We start from the raw sequence: 19179 nt of genomic DNA, 5'->3' as shown, positions 1-19179 counted from the left end.
TAAAGGAATTAAAAAAGTCCTTTATTCACTTGAGGCAGTGGCCGACGTTGGCTAATTTGTTTGGTGTTTTGCTTTAAAAAACCGCGCACTCTTTGAACCAATAACGCTTGACTGTCTTGCCCTGTTACACGATCTGGAATGGCGTCTTTCTGAATGTATTGACCTTGAGGGTTTTCTCTCTGACGGCCTGCTTGTTGTCGCCACTGGGCAAATTGTTGGTTTCGACTTGGCTGACTTAAATAGTAGTCTAATATTGGTTGTGGCGTCTCTCTAATCAGTTGTGCAATCTGATAGCTCGACATGTCTGCAGGTGTTTGGATGTCAATGAGCGCTAGGGCTTGGATGGTTAACTTGTTTTGTGCAGAAAAAGCTAAGGCATAGCTGGCGCCGGTTCGATATCCAATTAAGACAAACTCATTAACCCCATCGGTTTTGGCCAACTCTATGGCCGCTTCAATTCGAGCAAACACAACCGCTTGGTTGGCTAGGTTAAGCGCATTGTCTTCCGTGCTTTCTGAGGCTGAGTCAGTACTGGTTATCTTAATGGCTTGGCCACGTTTAGTGACATCAGGCACTTCTATGGACAGTGTGCACCAACTGTATTCTGTTAGTTTATCGCGTAGGGGGGCAATGGCTTCCGGCCAATCTGGGTGTTCATTATCTGAATGCAAAAGAATGGCGCAGCCTTGGGTTGAGCTGGTCTGAGATTTTCTGTAAAGGGATAGAAATGGACCACCTTCGGCTTCTAATACTTGTATTTGATGTTCAAGTTGAACGCCCTCTAATGAGGACTTTAGAGCGTTGATTCGACTTACTTGCGGCTGTGGTGTGACGTACGTTTGTGTCGCAGGGTCGGTTGATGACGATTCTTCTGCTGGTGTGTTGACAGCAGAACCAAGTAGCCAGCCAACCAATGTAATCTTAAGTAAGAGATGAATTTTCTGCATTGTTTTCAATACTTCTTTCGATGGCCTTGTTAAAATATCGTCTTCGACGTTTGGTGTTTTTTATCAAGTTGCATTTATTGTGTCACTGCTGGAGACAGATATGAATGATTTTATCATTGCCCCTTCAATTCTTTCTGCTGACTTTGCCCGTCTAGGGGAAGAAGTCGATCATGTGTTGGAGGCGGGAGCCGACATCATACACTTTGACGTCATGGATAATCACTACGTTCCCAATTTAACGATAGGGCCCATGGTCTGTAAAGCGTTACGTAAACATGGCGTAACGGCAGACATTGATGTGCATTTAATGGTGAAACCTGTCGATCGTATGATCGGAGATTTTATCGAAGCAGGCGCTTCCTATATAACTTTTCACCCAGAAGCCAGTGAACACATTGATCGTTCTTTACAGATGATTAAGGACGGTGGTTGTAAATCCGGTTTGGTCTTTAATCCTGCAACACCTTTACACCATTTGAAGCACGTTTTAGACAAGGTAGATATGGTGTTGCTGATGTCAGTAAACCCAGGTTTTGGTGGTCAATCTTTTATTCCGGGGACCTTGGATAAACTTCGCGAAGCACGTGCGTTAATTGACGCCAGTGGTCGTAATATTCGTCTCGAAGTGGATGGTGGTGTCAGTGAAAAAAATATCGCTGAGATTGCTGAGGCGGGTGCGGATACCTTTGTGGCTGGATCAGCGATTTTTGGGAAGCCAGATTATCGGGCTGTCATTGATGCTATGAGGGCCGAATTAGCGAGTGTTCGTTAATGAAAACCCCCAAGTATTTTTCGAAATGGTTTGAAGGTTGGCCGGATCTAGTGTGTTTGGATTTGGATGGCACATTAGTGGATAGTGTGCCGGATATCGCTGCTGCTGTGGATGCTTTTTTATCAGAGTTTCAGGCACCCTTGGCGGGGGAAGAGCAAGTTCGAGCTTGGGTTGGCTTAGGTGCAGCCAAGTTAATTGAGCAAGCATTGGATTGGGCTGGGTTAAGCCAAGATAAGCACGAAGACGCGTATCGCTTGTTTTTAATTCATTACCATCAACACCTGACGGATCATTCCAAACTGTATCCCAATGTGGTCGCGATTCTAAAAGCTTTTAAGCACAATGGTGTGCCTGTAGCTTTGATTACGAATAAGCCCAGTGTCTTTATTAAACCGATACTGGATAAATTTGGTATCACGGAAGAATTTGCGTGGTTCCTTGGCGGCGATACGCTAGATGAGAAGAAGCCTTCTGCTCTGCCACTGTTACATTGCAGCGAATCCATTGAGGCTCAACCCGAACGTTGCTTGATGATAGGGGATTCCATTACGGATTTTAAGGCCGCACAGAATGCGGGTTTTAAATCGGCACTAGTAACTTATGGTTATCATCAAGGGGTGGACCTTAAAGGACTAGGAGCGGATGCCATTATTGATGATTTGGCGGAGCTGCTCGTTTAACGGCAATGGCATTACTTGAAATGCTAGAAACGGCCAAGCTTGGAGGTGTCATCAAGCTTGGCCGTTTTTTTATGGACATGAGTCTTATTTGTTGGGCGTTGATTGGTTGGATGCGGATTCATTATTAGCAAAATGAATTTGACCATCGTCACCAAAATGCAGTGTTTGCGTTGGGAAAGCCACTTCTGCGCCATGATCTTCAATAATCTTCATCGCTTTGAAAAGAACATCTTGCTTGACGTTATGATAGGTTCGCCAATCGACTGTTTTGGTATAGGTATAAATAAAGAAATCGAGGGAAGACGGACCAAATTGGTTGAAATTCACCATATACACTTGTTGCGTGTCTAAGTCCTCATGATTTGCCACCATCTCTTTAATGTCTTTTAGTATGTCAGGCAGAATGCTGAAATCAGAGTAGCGCACGCCGATGGTTTCATTAATGCGTCTGTGTGTCATACGCGATGGGTTTTCAACCGAAATCAATGAAAAAGTTGAGTTTGGAACGTATAAGGGACGTTTTTCAAAGGTGCGAATACGGGTTTGACGCCAACCAATGTGTTCAACGGTCCCCTCTATATTTTGATCGGGTGAACGTATCCAGTCACCAATAGCGAAAGGTCGATCTAGGTAGACCATGAGCCCACCAAAAAAGTTAGCCAATAAATCTTTCGCGGCAAAGCCGACCGCAATACCACCGATACCACCAAACGCTAAGACACCAGAAATGCTGTAGCCTAAAGTTTGTAAGACAACCAGAGCAGACGTAATGATAACGGAGGCTCTCAGTAGCTTACTGATGGCGCCTGCCGTGGTGTAATCCACCTTGGTTTTTACCTTACTAGAACTGGTTACGGCTTTCTCACTTTGAGAAATACAGCGCAAAATAAACCAAGTTAATATAACAATAACGCCCACTTCTCTAATGGAGTCAATTAGAGAAGACAGTCCAGGGTCAATGTTGGTGCCAGAGATTTCCGCAGCGATGCTTAATCCAACTAGCCAGATAAATACCCCAATGGGTTTTTGAGCGGCAATCACCAACACATTGTCCCAAGGGGTCTTGGTACGTTCTAATTGTGTGTTCAAGCGACTCAACAAACGGCTGGCAATAAAGTTAACGATTAGCGTGCCTAAGACTACCAAAAAGACTCTGACGACCCAGTGCATTTCGGTGTCACCTAGGCCGAAGTGAGTTTGCATTGTTTCCCAGTTCATAAAATCTCTCTGTATTGATGAATGTAATAGGGTTTATAGAAGAAGTAAGGTACCCAAACCTAAAAAAGCCACAAAGCCTGCGCAGTCCGTGACTGTGGTGAGTATCACTGAGCCTGATAGAGCTGGGTCAATACGCAATTTGTCGAGTAAGACAGGGATTAAAACCCCAGATAGGGCCGCCATCAAAATATTGACAATAATTGCTAGTCCGATCACGGCTCCTAGCATCGAGTTGTTAAACCACCAATAGGTTACTAGGCCGATGATGATGGCCCAGACAATGCCATTTAGCCACCCCACCTTTAACTCTTTGCTTAGTAAAGACTTTAAATTGCTCCGTGTTATTTGCCCAAGCGCCAAACCTCGCACAATCAAGGTGAGTGTTTGACTGCCAGCAATGCCGCCCATTGAGGCGACAACAGGCATTAATACGGCCAAAGCGACCACTTGTTGTAGTGTTGCTTCAAATAAACCAATGAAGGCAGATGCAAGAAAAGCGGTCAATAAATTAATGCCCAGCCAAATCCCGCGAGTTGCAGCACTGCGTTTGACCGGAGCAAATAGGTCTGATTCTTCATTTAAACCCGCGGTAGACATGTGTTGCGCTTCATTTTCAAGGCGCAGGGTTTCTAACGCTAGGCCAGCATGGAAACGACCTAATAATATGAGGTTGTTGTCGACAACGGGGAGCGCTGATAAGGTCGATTTTTCGAGTTGTTCAGCCGCTTTCGATAAGGTCGCGTCTGCTTGAATAACAGAGCATTCTTCATCAATTAGATTCGAGATGGGCTCATGTTCATGCGCCTTAAACAATTTGTCGAATTTGACACAACCCACCCAGCGTCCGGTTCGGTTCACCAGATAAATCATGTCTGTGTAGTTGGGGGTGGTCTTTTTTAACAATCGTATTGCTTCTGCTACTCGAATAGACTGAGAAGCGATTAACAGTTCATGATCTATCCAGCGGCCAACAATGTCGTCTTCGTAAACAATACCTTGTTGGTAATATTCACGCTGTTTGTTGTCCATTTGCTTTAGCGCAAGATCAACCAGGCGGTCTGGCAATGAGTCGGTAATTTCTAACAGGCCTGCGGCATCGACATCGGCAAACAGGTTCTCAATTTCATTGTCGTCCAATTCTTTCAGTAGTAATTGTCGAGATTCGCCACGCATTTCCACCAAAATATCTAAGCGATTGGCTTGTTTGATGTTCTCCCAAGCTTGTCTTCTTTGGTCTAACGGAATGGATTCCAGAGCAAGAGCGATATCATCAGGACTGAATTCAGACATCATTTGGCTGATCGAGTTGGGCGAGTGCTCGTCATGAATCAAATGTTCAATTAACTGAGTAACTTGACTTTGCATTAGAGGCCCTTACAGATTCTGGTTGAGAGAATTATCCGTTAGTGTGCGGTATTCATTTGGGATTATCAAACAAGGCTTTGTTTTTGCAAGATATTATTTCATTGCTTAGGTATTTATGACGTTGTTTAAAGGAGTAACGAACTGAAGGTAGCCTGTTTATGCTTTTTGAGTTCGTCTAGCAGGAGACAGCTTGCTCGCTTAAGTGTAGAATTTAGCCTTTTGAATGCCGTTTCCGATTGGGCATTTTGTTCGCTTTGGGCCTTATTTTAAAAATGTTGTTAGTCATAGATAATTACGATTCTTTTACCTACAACCTAGTGCAATATTTTAGTGAGTTAGGGGCAGATGTGGTGGTGTATCGAAATAATCAGATCTCCATTGCAGAGATTGAGCGCTTGTCACCAACTCATCTGGTCATTTCCCCTGGCCCTTGCACGCCAAATGAAGCGGGTGTTTCGATCGAGGCAATTAAGGCATTTGCCGGTAAAATGCCCATTTTAGGTATTTGCTTAGGTCATCAAAGTATTGCTCAGGCCTTTGGCGGTAATGTGATTCGTGCTAAAAATGTCATGCATGGAAAAACATCTTTAATACATCACTTTAATGAAGGTGTGTTTGTAGGTTTACCTAACCCCCAAACAGCGACGCGTTACCATTCGCTTGTGGTCGAACAAGAGAGTTTACCTGATTGCTTAGAGGTGACGGCTTGGAATCAAGATGATGAAGGAAAGCATGATGAAATCATGGGCCTGCGTCATAAAGTATATGATATTGAAGGGGTGCAATTTCACCCTGAGTCTATTCTGACAGAGGCAGGGCATGCCTTGTTAGCTAACTTTTTAAAACGATAGGAGAGACTGGTGGAGATCCAAAAAGCAATTGCAGCTGTTGTGGAGCATCAAAATCTGTCAACAGAAGACATGCAATCTGTGATGACAGATATTATGACCGGCAAGGCGACGCCAGCTCAGATCGGTGGTTTTTTAATTGCGTTGCGCATGAAAGGTGAAACAGTCGAAGAAATTACGGCAGCTGCGCGCGTCATGCGTGAACTTTCCAGTAAAGTTAGCTTGCCGATTGAAGACATTGTGGATACCTGTGGTACTGGTGGGGATGGCGGCAATTTATTTAATGTTTCTACTGCATCGGCCTTTGTTGTCGCCGCGGCTGGTGGTAAGGTCGCGAAACATGGTGGTCGTTCCGTATCGTCTAAATCCGGTAGCGCGGATGTCCTTGAGCAAGCAGGTATCTTTTTAGGGCTAGACGCTGAGCAAGTGTGTCGTTGTGTAGAAGAAATCGGCTTAGGCTTTATGTTTGCGCCGAATCATCATGCGGCGATGAAGTACGCAGTTGGGCCTCGTAAAGAGATGGCAACAAGAACCATTTTTAATTTGTTAGGTCCCTTAACCAATCCGGCTAATGCCAAGCGTCAGGTGATGGGCGTTTTTCATCAAAAGTGGGTTCGACCTATAGCGGAAGTGTTAAAAGCCTTGGGCAGCGAGCATGTTATGGTAGTCCATTCTGAAGATGGTTTAGATGAAATCAGTATTGCGGCGCCTACTTATGTGGCGGAGCTGAAAGACGGTGACATTAAAGAATATCGTATTTCGCCTGAGGATTTTAATATTCCTCTGCAGTCCACAGAGGGCATACAGGCTTACGACGCCGATCAAAGCTTGTCTTTGATTAAGTTGGCGTTAGAGGGAAAGGGAAAAATAAACCCAGCCCGTGATATCGTAGCATTAAATGCTGGAGCCGCCATTTATGTTGCTGGTATAGCTGACTCATTGGCCGAAGGGGTAAATATTGCTGAAGATGTTATCGGTGGCGGAACAGCAAAAGTGAAAATGTCTGAATTGGCGAGCTTTACGCGCTGCTTTATGGCACCTAACGCATAGAAATAGGAGTGACTTGGTTATGCAAGTGGAAACCCCCACTATTTTGAAGAAAATTGTCGCGCGTAAATTTGAAGAGATTACGCAAAGAAAAGCGCATACACCGTACAGAAATTTAGAAGTGGCAGCTTCTGTTGCCAATGTACACAATGCTCCGCGCGGTTTTGCACAAGCGCTCAAGCATCAAGTTGCTATGGGCAAAGCAGGTGTTATCGCCGAAATTAAACAGGCGTCACCGAGTAAAGGTATTTTGCGAGAGCCTTTTTATCCTGGCGAGATTGCTAAGTCGTATGAAAGAGCAGGTGCTGCGTGTCTATCTGTGCTGACGGATAAAGACTTTTTTCAGGGCCATGAAGATTATCTGGTGGAAGCGCGTTCAGCTTGCCAGTTACCTGTAATTCGCAAAGACTTTATGATTGATGAATATCAAGTGATTGAAGCCAGATCCATTGGCGCAGACTGTATTTTATTGATTGCAGCATGCTTGTCAGGTGAAAAGCTAAGAGCCTTAGATTTAATGGCCAGAGACTTGGGGATGGACGTGTTGGTCGAGGTTCACAATCGAGCTGAATTAGACTTAGCATTAGAATACACAGAGACAGAATTGTTAGGCATTAATAATCGAGACTTGCATACGTTTGAGCTTAGCTTAGACCATACTTTTGAGCTTATGAAGAGTGTGCCAAAAGAGAAACTGATTGTTACGGAAAGTGGCATCCATACTCAAGAAGATGTGGCTTTAATGCGTAATCATGAAATTCATGCTTTTCTTGTTGGTGAAGCGTTTATGCGTGCTGATGATCCAGGTGAGAAGTTGGCTGAGCTGTTTCAGCGTTAACAGGCTATCAGTCGTATTGATAAGAAATAAGGTTGTATATGAAAACGAATGTGAGTTGGCAAGAAGACGTCCATTTTACCGCTGAGACGGGATCAGGGTTTAACGTTGAAATCGATGGCAATCAAGTAGCTGGCCCTCGCCCGATGGAGTTGATTTTAGCTGGATTGGGCGGCTGTACTTCTTATGATGTGGTTGGCATCTTGAAGAAGTCGCGACAAGATGTTGTGTCCTGTGTGGCGCAAATTGATGCGGATCGTGCAGATTCAGTCCCTGCTGTATTTACTGAAATTCGAGTGCATTTTGTGGTCACAGGACGCAAGTTAAAAGAAAATGTTGTCGCTAGGGCGGTGAAGTTATCGGCTGAAGAGTATTGTTCAGCATCATTAATGTTAGAGCGTGGTGGCGTGAAGATTGTCCACAGCTTTGAGGTTGTTGAAGTCGATTAGTTGGTGATTTAGGAAGAGTATGAAAAAGGGCTGAGAAGCTCTTTTTTTTGGCCAAGAGCTCGTTTTAGTGTTGATGGCGTCCTCACCAGGACTCGAACCTGGAATAGCTGCTTAGGAGGCGGCCGGTATATCCTGTTTACCTATGAGGACTCATTGGTGAGTATTTTATACCTTAAGAGCTTGTAATTACAAATGCTAAGCCTTTATCACTTTGATTTATATGTGATTTTAAGCTCGACCTAAGGTCTGTTTACTGCTGATGGGGCGAGTTGAACCACGTGACGTGTAAACTTTGTTTTTGGTGCTATGACCCTGCAAAAGCTCAAATAGGTGTTTGTTGCGTTTTTGCAAGGTGTTGAGGATTTGGGCGTTCGTATTGTTTTTCGTTTTGCAGCTTTTGAGCAGTGTTTCGCACTCTTTCATGAGTAAGCGAACTTCATCCATCGAGCTGTCTTGTACTTTTAGCCAGCTTTTAAACTCTGCTTCGGTCGGATTTTTACGATCCACCACATCAAATTTAATCAGAACCTTAACGCGTCTTTCATTGAGCTCATTCATTTCATCAAGCAAGGCTTGCTTTTTGTCGGCTATTGCAATGATGGTTTCGCTGTCTTGTTCGCCGTACGCAGAGCGCTCTTCATCAAGAAGTTGGGACAGTTCTGTTAAAATGTCTTTGCTTTTGATGAAGATTGGGGTGATAGGGATCATAAAGTAAGCCCTTTATAGGCTGTATAGGGCACGCTGATTAAAATAGCGTGTCCATAGAAGCCATATTATTGGCAAGCTTTTGGGTGTCAATCTTGTATTCTCCTGCCGCGATGGCGTTTTTAATTTGCTCCACTTTGTCCATATCAACGTCTGGTAAACTGTTTAGTTTAGCTTGTTGATTCTGTAGTGTTTGAGCTGTACCGCTAAGTTTAACGGTATCTTCAGCCAGTGTACCACCACTTTGCACACCGCCTTTTTGTTCAGATGCACTGGCGGCCGCGTCGTCTTTGTGCGCACGCTCGCTTTTGTTTATAGTGCCCTGGTTTGATAGACCTGTTAAATGAATTGCCATTGGGTTTTTCCGCCCTTAAATGATTTGCCTGTCTATGGTTTCGGCTGGGTCTACGAAAACTTTAATGAATTACCTCAGAAAAAGGAAATTTATATTTGCCGAGTTGTCTGTACTCAATAGTTTACAAGAACCTCACTGTCAGTTACAACTTTAGCGTATACAATTCGTCCAGAACTTGCGTTTTTAACTCGTATTTGTTGACCTTTAACGCCATTTTCTAACGCGACACCATTCATACGAACGGTAATGGTGCCACTGCTGGCAGTGATTTGAATCGCGTCGCCTTTTTTAATTAAGGTAGGTAAACGAGTTAAATTGTCCGTGATGTAAGTATTAATACGGATATTACGAGAAGCGATTAGTCCATATGGTGGTTTTTGTTGGGTATAAACCTGACCTCTTAAATCAGAGATATCTACTTCACCTAAGTCGGTATTGGATTGAGAGATAATCTGACCACGATTGATTGGTGTGATGGCTCGAATAGCTGGAATGCTAATAGACTGGACTGCGGGCAAATAGGATTTCCAAATAGGATCAGGGCAACTGATTTCGTAATTGGTTCGTTTACGTGCTTCCGGTCGTTGATTTTGAATACTAATTTGATTGCCTTTGCAGTCAGGTAAGTATTTAAGGGAAGCAAGATTGTTAAGTTTTATGGTAATGGTTGCGTGGGGGTAAACCTCGGATAAACGAGGGATTTCCACTTGATTAATGAAGCGATTAACCATTTCTTCGAGCACTTGAGCGTAACTGAAGTGTGTTTGAAGACAAATAAAGGCTATTAAAAGCCTTGAGATTCGCATGATGAGCACTCTTTGTTTATGATTTCGTTATGAATAAGTTAGTAAATTGTTAATATTCACTCTATCATTGGTGAATGCATTTTAACAATTTTGAGGGGTCACCTCATTATGCAGTTTATACATTTTGGAGGCGTATATGGCTGGGGTTCTAGATACTGTCAATCAACGTACACAGCTGGTCGGAGAAAATAGACTTGAGTTGTTGCTGTTTCGCTTGAATGGTAAGCAAATTTACGGCATCAATGTCTTTAAAGTAAAGGAAGTGCTTCAGTGTCCTAAACTTACCACTATGCCTCATAGTTCACCTGTGGTTCGTGGTGTTGCACACATTCGTGGTGGAACCATTCCAATTTTGGATTTAGGTTTGGCAACGGGCGCAAGTCCAATTGAAAATATTAGCCAGTGTTTTGTCATCATTACCGAATATAACCGTCGTATTCAGGGGTTCTTGGTTCGTGGTGTTGAGCGTATTGTGAATATGAACTGGAGTGATATTCAGCCGCCACCAAAAGGTCTATCAAATGACAATTATTTAACGGCCGTTTGCCAGGTCGATAAAGAGATGGTTGAGATCATTGATGTAGAACAAATTCTCTCTGAAGTGGCACCAATGCGACAGGATATTTCGGAAGGTATTGTCGATTCGGATACTCAAGAGAATGCAAAAAAACATCATATCCTCATTGTGGATGATTCCTCTGTAGCTCGTAAACAAATCAAGCGTTGTATGGAACAAGTCGGTTTTGCGACCACTGTTTTGTGTGATGGTCGAGAAGCTTTTGAGTTTTTACAGAGTTTGGTTGCTGAAGGTAAGGATGTCACCCAAGAGTTCTCCATGGTGATTTCAGATATTGAAATGCCGGAGATGGATGGTTACACCTTAACAACAGCGATTCGAAATGACAGTCGATTGCAGGACTTATTTATTCTTCTGCACACTTCTTTAAGTGGCGTCTTTAACGAAGCCATGGTGAAGAAGGTAGGAGCAGACGGTTTCTTAGCTAAGTTCCAGCCAGATGAGTTGGCGCGTTTGGCGATAGAAACAGTACAGGTGCAATCTGAGTAAAGTGATGGATTAGGGCGAGCTGAGCTCGTCCTTTAGTCTGCTTATTATGGAGTTTTAATGCTCAGCAGTACAAACACAATCACCCCAGCTGGTTATGTTCGCTTTAGGGAATACTTACAGAAAGTATGTGGTATTTCTTTGAGTGATAATAAACAGTATTTGGTGGCAAGCCGATTAGGTAAGATTTTAGAAAGGGAAAACTTTTCTAAAATAGAGCAGTTGGTAGACGCGCTTGATAGGCCAATGAATGCTAAGCTGAAAGAAGAGGTTATCAATGCGATGACCACTAACGAGACCTTGTGGTTTCGTGATACACACCCTTTCACCATTCTTCGAGAGAAAGTCTTGCCAGAAATGACGGCGGCGCCTTTGCGCATTTGGTCTGCTGCTTCCTCGACAGGTCAAGAGCCTTATTCCATTAGTATGGTAATCGAGGCATTTAAAAGTGCTCGTCCAGGTGCACTGAAACCCGGTGAAAGGATTGTTGCCACAGATATTTGTACCAACATTTTGCAGCACGCAAAACAGGGTGAGTACGATAGTTTGGCGATTGCTCGTGGTTTAGGAGCAGATTTACAAAGTCGTTATTTTGATAAACTGGATGATTCGACTTGGAAGATTAAATCCAACCTGAGTTCTCGTGTGGATTTTAAGTATTTGAATTTGATTGACTCATTTGCAGGCTTGGGAAAATTCGATGTCATTTTCTGCCGCAATGTGCTCATCTATTTTACGGTCGATTTGAAGCAAGATATTTTGCGAAGAATGCATGCCTCTCTAAAGCCAGGAGGGTATCTATTTCTTGGTGGTTCTGAAGCGTTGAGTGGTTTGTCAGATTATTTTGAAATAGTGCAATGCCACCCCGGTATTGTCTATAAAGCCAAACCTCGTTAGACCTATTTTACGGAGTTTTGAAAAGCTCACCCTAACGTTTAGGGTGGGCTTTTTTTGTTTTTATGACCTATCTTTTAAGTTGCCGCTTTTTGCCGTTTCAAGATTGCTTAAATATAACCTATTGAAAAATATGAATATTTTTTTTGGCATCATTATTGCTATATAAAATCATCTATCATTTTTGTTTGAGGGTTAAATGGCGATTTCCTTTGCAGGTGCCTTTGCTGGACACGATAAAGCATTAGAGTTTCGAAGTGCTCGTGCGGCGATATTGGCGAACAATATCGCGAACGCTGACACACCAAACTACAAAGCACGAGACATTAGTTTCGATGCGGCTTTGGGTGAAGAAATGAAGCGACTGCAGTTGCAAGGAACCAATGATCGACATTTTGCTCACGGAGCAGAGAGTGAGGCCTCAGGAGATTTGCTTTATCGCAACCCAGAGCAGCCTTCATTGGATGGCAATACCGTAGATATGCAGCGAGAGCAGGCAGAATATGCGCAGAACTCTATGCAATTTGATACAAGCTTTATGTTTCTAGATCGTAAGATTAGTGGCATGAGAAAAGCGCTGACTGGGAATTAATAACGATGTCTTTGAGTAATATTTTTACCATTTCTGGCTCGGCGATGAGTGCTCAAACTGTTCGTTTGAATACCATTGCTAGTAATATGGCAAACGTCGACAGTGCGGCCAGTTCAGCGGATCAGACTTATCGTGCACGCAAGCCAGTGTTTTCTCAAATGATGAATGACAGCATGCGTGAACGCGGTTGGAAAAATACTAAGTTGGATGAGATGGGAGCGGGCGTTGGTGTTCAAGTTGAGGCGATTGTTGAATCGGATGCCCCTCTACAACCTCGTTATGAACCCGATCATCCGATGGCAAATGAAGAGGGCTACGTTTTTTATCCAAATGTGAACCCAATGGAAGAGATGGCTGACATGATGTCGGCGTCTAGATCATTCCAAACGAACGTAGAAATTATGAACTCGGCAAAAAGCATGATGCAAAAAATGCTAACGCTCGGGCAATCTTAGGAGCAGATAGATGGCAAATATATCTGATAAAAACGGCCTTGGTGGGCTGATCTCACAATACGGTACCGAAGCGGCAAAGTCGAAAGCTGGCATCGAAAAACCGGAAGTGAAGCCAGAAGAAGGGGCGTTAGCTGACCAGAATGTCTTTTTGAAGCTTTATATTGAGCAGTTGAAGGGGCAGGATCCAACGGCACCTCAAGATGCCAACGATATGGTTGCGCAAATGTCGCAGTTTAGTTCATTGGAACGATTGACCAGTATTTCAGATCAGTTGGAAACCATGGCGTCATCATTAACATCAAATCAGGCACTGAGTGCATCGACCTTGGTTGGAAAGTCGATTTTGATGGAGGGTGACAAGGCGAAAATGGGTGATGGGGTGGATCCTTTAGTGGTGAAAGCCGTTGTACCTGAGTCGTCTAAGAGTGCGATTCTAAAAATCTATGATTCAAGCAATAACTTGGTCAGAACCGCACCATTGGATACAGGTGAGTTTAGCTGGGATAAGTTAGACAGTGACGGAAATCCTTTGCCGGCTGGCGAATACCGTTTTGCCGCCACGTCGACAAATGCACAGGGAGAGACGTCATCAATGTCAACACGTGTACCGACCAGAATTCAGGGTGTCACCATTAATGGTGAAGAAGGCACCGTCTTGAACGTGGAGAATCACGGCAAGATCAAACTAACAAAAGAACTAGAAATCTTAGGGTAACTGGAGAGCGTTATGGGATTTAATACTGCACTGTCTGGCATTAAAGCCTCGGCTGATTATTTGGGTGTTACGGGTAATAATATTGCCAACGCTGATACCACAGGCTTTAAGAAATCACGCATCGAATTTGATGACTTATATAACACCAGTGTACTGGGTGCGGGCAGCGGCAACAGTATCGGTTCCGGTGTGAGTGTGAGTAAAGTGGCACAAGAGTTTTCTCCTGGTAACTTGTCTTACACAGATAACAACTTAGACCTAGCGATTGATGGCAGCGGTTTTTTTGTTTTGGATGCCGGGATTGCCCAATCCTATACTCGAGCAGGTAACTTCAAGCTAGATGAAAATGGCTATCTGGTGACGAATAACGGCAGTAACGTCCAAGGTTTCAATGCGGTAGAGGGGGTTGTAGGGGGAAACCTTGAAGACATGCGCATTCCAACGGATCGCATTCCTCCTGAGCCAACCACGGAAATGGAGTTGCAAGTTAATTTGAACTCTAAAAGTGAAGATGTGCCGCCGTATATAAGAGAAGATTTCGATCCGCTTAATCCTGATACTTATAATTATACTCAAACTCAAGGTGTGGTAGACGGTGACGGTAACACTCATATTGTGACGTATTACTATGCGAAAAGTGAGTTGCCAAATACGTATCGAGTGCATGCTACGGTAGATGGTAATATTACCGATGATACTGGCGCAGCCTTCCTAGGGGAAACTTACGCGACTTATAATTCTGCAGAAGCGGGCGAAGACTTTAATGGGGATGGTACTAACGAAGCGCCATTTGAGCTCCTCTATTTGGGGGCGGCCAATCCGGGGGTTACTGACATTGAAGCAGGAACAAAGACTCCAATCACAGTGACAGGAACGTTAGGTGGGGTTGCGGTAACCTCAACGCTTGAAGTGGATAATGTACGAGAGCCTATTTCTGTGGGTCGCGAAGCGTTTGATCCACTTCAGCCAGAAACCTACACTTATGGTAATACACGTACAATTTACGATTCTTTGGGTGAGCCTCATACAGTGGGTTATTATTTCATTAAGCAAGGTGAGAATAACACTTACGAGATGAGACTGACCGTTGATGGTGAAGAAACATTTGAGGATCCTCTGACCGGTGAAGATACTCGTTTCTTAGAAAAGAATACCTCGGTTAGTTTTGATGCGGCGGGTAATTTAATGGGGGCCTATCGTGGTTTGCCGCCGTTTGAAGTGGCTCAGCCGATCACCCTTGAAATTGTTGGTTTGGATCCTACCAACCGCGGTAAGATGGCGCCGTTGGATTTGGCGGGTTCCACTCAATATGCTTTAGAAAATTCGGATACCTTTGAACAAGACGGCTTCTCAGCTGGTGAGTTGCAAGGCGTATCTTTTGATAGTGATGGTTTCCTAGTTGCCAACTATACCAACCAACAAACGGCAACACTTGGCCAGATCGCCTTAGCCACCTTCGATAGTACAGACGGTTTGATGCCGACTGGACATACTGCATGGCTGGCGAGTAAAGGATCTGGTGCCGCTGATATTGGTCGTCCAAACAGCGGAACATTAGGGAAAATTCAAGGAGGTGCGTTAGAGGAATCTAACGTTGATCTGACGTCTGAGCTGGTCTCTTTGATTGAGGCACAGCGTAATTACCAAGCGAACAGTAAAACATTAGAAACAGAAAATACTGTCACCCAGACGATCATAAACCTTCGTTAATTTTCTGGAGAGAGAAGTTTTATGGCCGAAGCAGCCTAGCTGCTTCGGCTTTTTTTTGCGTTTTTTTAAGTTGGTATGAATTTTGTAAGAAGTATAGCTAGGTAACCTGATTTTTGTTTGGAGCGGGTAATGGATAAAGCATTATATTTAGCAATGAGCGGTGGTGTTCAGACCATGAATGCTCAAGCAATTCATGCGAATAATTTAGCCAATGTAAATACAACAGGCTTTCGTTCAGATTTTGAGCAAGCCCGTTCAATGCAGGTGTATGGGGATTATTACCCTAGTCGCGTGTATGCCATGACCGAGAATCCAGCGACTCGCTATACGCAAGGAGACATGATTCAAACTGATCGTAATTTGGATATAGCCATTAATGGCGATGGCTTTATGACGGTCTACGATGAGACAGGGCAAGAAGCTTATACTAGGGCCGGTGATTTGCAAATAAATGCCGCTGGGCAATTGGTAACAGGACGAGGTTTGCCAGTAGCGGGTGTTGGCGGACCAATTTTTCTACCGCCTGTTGATAGCATCAATATTATGGCTGATGGTTCTATTTCGATAGTTCCTCAAGGTGGTGGCGCCAATGAAGTGGCGGTGATTAATCAGATTAAGTTGGTTAATCCAGATCCTCAGAATCTTCGCAAGGGGCAAGACGGTCTGATCCATACGCGAGATGGTCAGTTCTTAGAGGCCGATTTAAATGTGCAATTAGTTAGTGGTTTTATTGAAGGCAGTAATGTGAATGCTGTCGAAGAGATGACGCACATTATGAACCTAGCGCGACGTTTTGAAATGAACGTAAAAATGATGGATACGGTAAGAGAGAATGCCAATTCATCGGCAAGAATATTACAGCGTACTGCTTAACAAATATAATCGTTAAGCATGTTAACCAACAGTAAGAATAGATTGACAGAAAGAATGGGGCGGTTATGAATTCGGCATTATGGGTAAGTAAAACTGGCTTAAGCGCAATGGACAAACAATTGAATACGGTAGCCAACAACTTGGCTAACGTGTCCACTACGGCCTTTAAAAAAGACCGAGCTGTCTTTGAAGATTTGATGTATAAAACGGTTCGAGCGCCAGGTGGATTAAGTGCTCAAAATGCTGAATTGCCATCAGGTTTGCAATTGGGTACTGGCGTGAAGGTCGGCGCGACGCAGAAGGACTTTTCCAACGGCGATTACAACATGACAGATAGACAATTAGACATTGCTATTCAAGGTAAAGGCTTTTTTCAAGTATTACAGCCAGATGGTACCGTTGCCTATACCCGTGATGGAAGCTTTCAGTTAAATAGTGACGGTCAGATTGCTACCTCAGGTGGATTGGTGTTAGAACCCGGTATTCAGATTGATCCAACTGCAGTAGAAATTTTGATTTCCGAAGACGGTATTGTGTCACAACGTATGAGTGGTGAAGCAGATCCACAAGAAGTGGGGGCGATCAATATCGCGGGTTTTATTAACCCAACAGGCTTGAATGCCGCTGGCCAGAATATTTTCACGGAAACCAATGCCAGTGGACCACCAATTGTTGGTGCGCCAGGAGCGGATTCTTTGGGGACGGTAGCTCAAGGCATGTTGGAAGCGTCCAACGTGAACTCGATTGAAGAACTTGTGAACATGATTACGACACAGCGTGCTTATGAGATGAATTCGAAAGTCATTGCCTCCGCAGACGGCATGATGAGCTTTGCGATTCAGCAGTTATAAAAAGAGTAATTAACAATGAAGATAAAACTTTTTCTGTTGGCTTTGCTCAGTTCCTGCTTAACAGGTTGTTTAACTTGGGACATTGATCAGCAGGCCGTTGCAAATGCAGCGGCAGCCGGTGCCGCGGGTGCGGTAGCTGATGCGGTGGTGGATGCCATAAACGATGACGATGAAGCGCCAGAAGAGACAGCAGAAGAAGATCGCAAAGGATTTGTGCCAGACCCTAATGATCCGATGAGCGGGCCAGAGATTGCTGAATCAATTCAGCAAGATGATCCGTACTATACTCCTATTTATGATAATGGCATGACGTCTTCTAAAGCACCAACCGGTGGCATTTATCAAACAGGTATGGGGGATGTGTTTTTTGGCGATCAGAAAGCCAGTAAGGTGGGTGACATCTTGACGATCAATCTCAATGAAACAACGACATCGACCAAAGCTAATGCGGCGACCGTGTCTAAATCGTCGTCAGCTACCATCGAGAATCCAACGGTGTTAGGGCAAGAGCTTAAAATGGACACCACCGTACCACAGCAAGGAACCGATTTTTCAGGTAATGCTTCGGCTAACCAGAATAACAGTTTAAGTGGTACCATCACGGTAACTGTCTATAAAACCTACTCTAATGGCCTGCTGGCAGTGAGAGGTGAAAAATGGTTGCGCTTAAATCAAGGAGATGAATACATTCGTTTTTCTGGATTAGTGCGTAAGCAAGACATATCCCCTGATAATACGGTTGAATCGCAGCGAGTGGCGGATGCCAGAATTACTTACTCAGGCACTGGTGAAGTGGCTGCGGGCAGTGAGCAAGGTTGGGTAAGCCGTTTATTAAATACTCGAGATATGCCTTATTAATCTCGAAGTTTGATATTGAGAAGCAATGGGTTTCTCACAATAGGTGATTGAATGAAGCGTTTTACATTAATGATCATTTGTTTCTTGTCAGTATCGGCTCAGGCGGAGCGTCTGAAAGATATTGCAAGTGTACAAGGTGTCCGAGATAACCAGTTATTTGGTTATGGCTTGGTGATTGGTCTAAATGGTACGGGTGATAGCACGCCTTTCACTAATCAAAGTTTTGCCAGCATGTTATCGCGTTTTGGCGTGACCTTGCCGGAAGGTGTGAGCGCAACCTCTAAAAATGTCGCCGCGGTTTCTTTGACGGCGACCTTGCCTGCTTTCTCTAAGCCTGGCCAAAAAATTGATGTAACGGCTTCGTCGATTGGTAATGCCAGTGCCTTAAGTGGCGGTACCTTATTATTATCTACCTTAAAAGGGGCGGACGGCGCGGTTTATGCGATCGCGCAAGGCAATGTTGTGGTTGGCGGTTTAGGGGCCAATGGGGCGGACGGTTCGCGTATATCCGGCAATGTTCCCACCGTTGGCCGAATTCCCAATGGCGCTAGTGTAGAACGTATTGTGCCGAGTAGTTTCAACCGTGGCGACACTCTGACATTCAATTTGAATCGCCCCGATTTTACAACGGCAAAACACGTTTCAGATAAGATCAATGACTTGCTTGGGCAAGGGGTTGCCACCACATTGGATGCGACCTCCATTCGAGTGTCAGCGCCTCGTGATCCAAGTCAGCGTGTGACTTTTCTTTCTATCTTGGAAAATTTAGAAGTGGATGTGGCGGAAGAGCGTGCTCGCATTGTAGTGAACTCCAGAACGGGAACCATCATTATTGGTCAGCATGTGAAAGTATCTCCTGCCGCTATTACTCATGGCAGTTTGACTGTGACGATTCAAGAGGTTCCTCCACAAGTTGGGCAAGATGGAACGGTGACTGGGGGGGAAACTATTGTGTCGCCTAGAGAAGGGATCGAGATCAGTAACAACAGCGGCCATATGTTTATGTTTGATCCTGGCGCCTCTCTGAATGATATTGTACGCGCTGTTAATCAGGTGGGGGCTGCGCCTGGTGATGTAATGGCCATTTTGGAGGGGCTAAAACAGGCAGGTGCGATCAATGCTGACCTTGTGGTGATTTAAA

At 44.2% G+C, this 19179-nt stretch carries 22 protein-coding genes and 1 tRNA gene; 16 read left to right on the top strand and 7 right to left on the bottom strand.

The genetic code is table 11. From position 1 onward, the window contains the following. Positions 1-8 precede the first annotated feature (8 nt). Positions 9-947: a DUF3530 family protein gene (locus tag ACHUFM_RS12645; RefSeq protein WP_394182583.1), complete on the bottom strand. Its 939-nt coding sequence runs from the start codon at positions 945-947 to the stop codon at positions 9-11. Between the two features lie 100 nt (positions 948-1047). Here ACHUFM_RS12645 and rpe point away from each other — a divergent pair, with 100 nt between their 5' ends. Both rpe and ACHUFM_RS12635 read left to right on the top strand, forming a co-directional pair. Then, on the top strand, positions 1048-1719 hold the full coding sequence (rpe, locus tag ACHUFM_RS12640; protein WP_394182582.1) for a ribulose-phosphate 3-epimerase: 672 nt from the start codon (positions 1048-1050) through the stop codon (positions 1717-1719). After that, the gene (locus tag ACHUFM_RS12635; protein ID WP_394182581.1) at positions 1719-2399 is read left to right on the top strand and encodes a phosphoglycolate phosphatase; all 681 of its coding nucleotides are present in this window, start codon (positions 1719-1721) and stop codon (positions 2397-2399) included. The genes rpe and ACHUFM_RS12635 overlap by 1 nt, the downstream gene beginning before the upstream one ends. 84 nt (positions 2400-2483) lie before the next feature. Here ACHUFM_RS12635 and ACHUFM_RS12630 read toward each other — a convergent pair whose 3' ends face one another. Together ACHUFM_RS12630 and ACHUFM_RS12625 are read right to left on the bottom strand one after the other, a co-directional pair. Beyond that, the gene (locus ACHUFM_RS12630) at positions 2484-3617 is read right to left on the bottom strand and encodes a mechanosensitive ion channel family protein (protein ID WP_394182580.1); all 1134 of its coding nucleotides are present in this window, start codon (positions 3615-3617) and stop codon (positions 2484-2486) included. Between the two features lie 33 nt (positions 3618-3650). Beyond that, positions 3651-4982, bottom strand: a complete 1332-nt coding sequence (locus ACHUFM_RS12625) for a magnesium transporter (protein ID WP_394182579.1) — start codon at positions 4980-4982, stop codon at positions 3651-3653. Positions 4983-5254: 272 nt separating this feature from the next. On the opposite strand from ACHUFM_RS12625, the gene ACHUFM_RS12620 reads away from it, so the two are divergent. From ACHUFM_RS12620 to ACHUFM_RS12605, 4 genes are read left to right on the top strand one after another with little or no spacing between them, the layout of a single operon-like run. Further along, positions 5255-5833: an anthranilate synthase component II gene (locus ACHUFM_RS12620; protein WP_394182578.1), complete on the top strand. Its 579-nt coding sequence runs from the start codon at positions 5255-5257 to the stop codon at positions 5831-5833. A 9-nt stretch (positions 5834-5842) separates the two neighbouring features. After that, a complete protein-coding gene (gene trpD / locus ACHUFM_RS12615; RefSeq protein WP_394182577.1) occupies positions 5843-6880 on the top strand; it encodes an anthranilate phosphoribosyltransferase in 1038 nt (345 codons plus the stop codon). A gap of 19 nt (positions 6881-6899) precedes the next feature. After that, complete coding sequence (gene trpC, locus ACHUFM_RS12610; RefSeq protein ID WP_394182576.1) at positions 6900-7715, top strand: indole-3-glycerol phosphate synthase TrpC; 816 nt, start codon at positions 6900-6902, stop codon at positions 7713-7715. 38 nt (positions 7716-7753) lie between these two features. Further along, positions 7754-8161, top strand: a complete 408-nt coding sequence (locus tag ACHUFM_RS12605; protein ID WP_394182575.1) for an OsmC family protein — start codon at positions 7754-7756, stop codon at positions 8159-8161. A gap of 74 nt (positions 8162-8235) precedes the next feature. Here the strand turns inward: ACHUFM_RS12605 and ACHUFM_RS12600 are convergent. From ACHUFM_RS12600 to flgA, 4 genes are all read right to left on the bottom strand, one after another. Next, positions 8236-8311 (bottom strand) — tRNA-Arg (locus tag ACHUFM_RS12600). Positions 8312-8389: 78 nt separating this feature from the next. Further along, the gene (locus tag ACHUFM_RS12595; protein WP_394182574.1) at positions 8390-8869 is read right to left on the bottom strand and encodes a flagella synthesis protein FlgN; all 480 of its coding nucleotides are present in this window, start codon (positions 8867-8869) and stop codon (positions 8390-8392) included. A gap of 37 nt (positions 8870-8906) precedes the next feature. After that, on the bottom strand, positions 8907-9221 hold the full coding sequence (gene flgM, locus ACHUFM_RS12590) for a flagellar biosynthesis anti-sigma factor FlgM (RefSeq protein WP_394182573.1): 315 nt from the start codon (positions 9219-9221) through the stop codon (positions 8907-8909). A 113-nt stretch (positions 9222-9334) separates the two neighbouring features. Then, the gene (gene flgA / locus ACHUFM_RS12585; protein WP_394182572.1) at positions 9335-10027 is read right to left on the bottom strand and encodes a flagellar basal body P-ring formation chaperone FlgA; all 693 of its coding nucleotides are present in this window, start codon (positions 10025-10027) and stop codon (positions 9335-9337) included. 136 nt (positions 10028-10163) lie between these two features. Here flgA and ACHUFM_RS12580 point away from each other — a divergent pair, with 136 nt between their 5' ends. The 10 genes from ACHUFM_RS12580 to ACHUFM_RS12535 all read left to right on the top strand — a co-directional run bounded on the left by ACHUFM_RS12580 (position 10164) and on the right by ACHUFM_RS12535 (position 19178). After that, complete coding sequence (locus ACHUFM_RS12580; RefSeq protein ID WP_063333243.1) at positions 10164-11093, top strand: chemotaxis protein CheV; 930 nt, start codon at positions 10164-10166, stop codon at positions 11091-11093. Positions 11094-11150: 57 nt separating this feature from the next. Then, complete coding sequence (locus ACHUFM_RS12575; protein WP_394182571.1) at positions 11151-11987, top strand: CheR family methyltransferase; 837 nt, start codon at positions 11151-11153, stop codon at positions 11985-11987. A 196-nt stretch (positions 11988-12183) separates the two neighbouring features. Then, positions 12184-12576 (top strand): flagellar basal body rod protein FlgB, encoded by a 393-nt coding sequence (flgB, locus tag ACHUFM_RS12570; protein ID WP_113873500.1) that lies wholly within the window; start codon positions 12184-12186, stop codon positions 12574-12576. Positions 12577-12581: 5 nt separating this feature from the next. Next, positions 12582-13031, top strand: a complete 450-nt coding sequence (gene flgC / locus ACHUFM_RS12565; RefSeq protein ID WP_394182570.1) for a flagellar basal body rod protein FlgC — start codon at positions 12582-12584, stop codon at positions 13029-13031. Between the two features lie 10 nt (positions 13032-13041). Next, positions 13042-13746, top strand: coding sequence for a flagellar hook assembly protein FlgD (locus ACHUFM_RS12560; RefSeq protein WP_394182569.1), 705 nt, complete (start codon positions 13042-13044; stop codon positions 13744-13746). A 12-nt stretch (positions 13747-13758) separates the two neighbouring features. Continuing rightward, positions 13759-15456, top strand: a complete 1698-nt coding sequence (locus tag ACHUFM_RS12555; protein WP_394182568.1) for a flagellar hook-basal body complex protein — start codon at positions 13759-13761, stop codon at positions 15454-15456. A gap of 129 nt (positions 15457-15585) precedes the next feature. Further along, positions 15586-16329 (top strand): flagellar basal-body rod protein FlgF, encoded by a 744-nt coding sequence (gene flgF / locus ACHUFM_RS12550; protein ID WP_113873504.1) that lies wholly within the window; start codon positions 15586-15588, stop codon positions 16327-16329. A 65-nt stretch (positions 16330-16394) separates the two neighbouring features. Continuing rightward, positions 16395-17180 carry a flagellar basal-body rod protein FlgG gene (flgG, locus tag ACHUFM_RS12545; protein ID WP_394182567.1) on the top strand — a complete coding sequence of 262 codons (786 nt, stop codon included), beginning with the start codon at positions 16395-16397 and terminating at the stop codon, positions 17178-17180. Positions 17181-17195: 15 nt separating this feature from the next. Continuing rightward, on the top strand, positions 17196-18038 hold the full coding sequence (locus tag ACHUFM_RS12540; protein ID WP_394182566.1) for a flagellar basal body L-ring protein FlgH: 843 nt from the start codon (positions 17196-17198) through the stop codon (positions 18036-18038). A 51-nt stretch (positions 18039-18089) separates the two neighbouring features. After that, positions 18090-19178 carry a flagellar basal body P-ring protein FlgI gene (locus ACHUFM_RS12535; RefSeq protein WP_113873507.1) on the top strand — a complete coding sequence of 363 codons (1089 nt, stop codon included), beginning with the start codon at positions 18090-18092 and terminating at the stop codon, positions 19176-19178. The last annotated feature ends 1 nt before the right edge of the window (position 19179 follow it).

The sequence above is a fragment of the Marinomonas posidonica genome (assembly GCF_043643765.1).
Taxonomy (GTDB): domain Bacteria; phylum Pseudomonadota; class Gammaproteobacteria; order Pseudomonadales; family Marinomonadaceae; genus Marinomonas; species Marinomonas posidonica_A.
The sequence above is the reverse complement of the archived record's forward strand: the minus strand, read 5'-3'. Positions and strand labels throughout refer to the sequence as shown.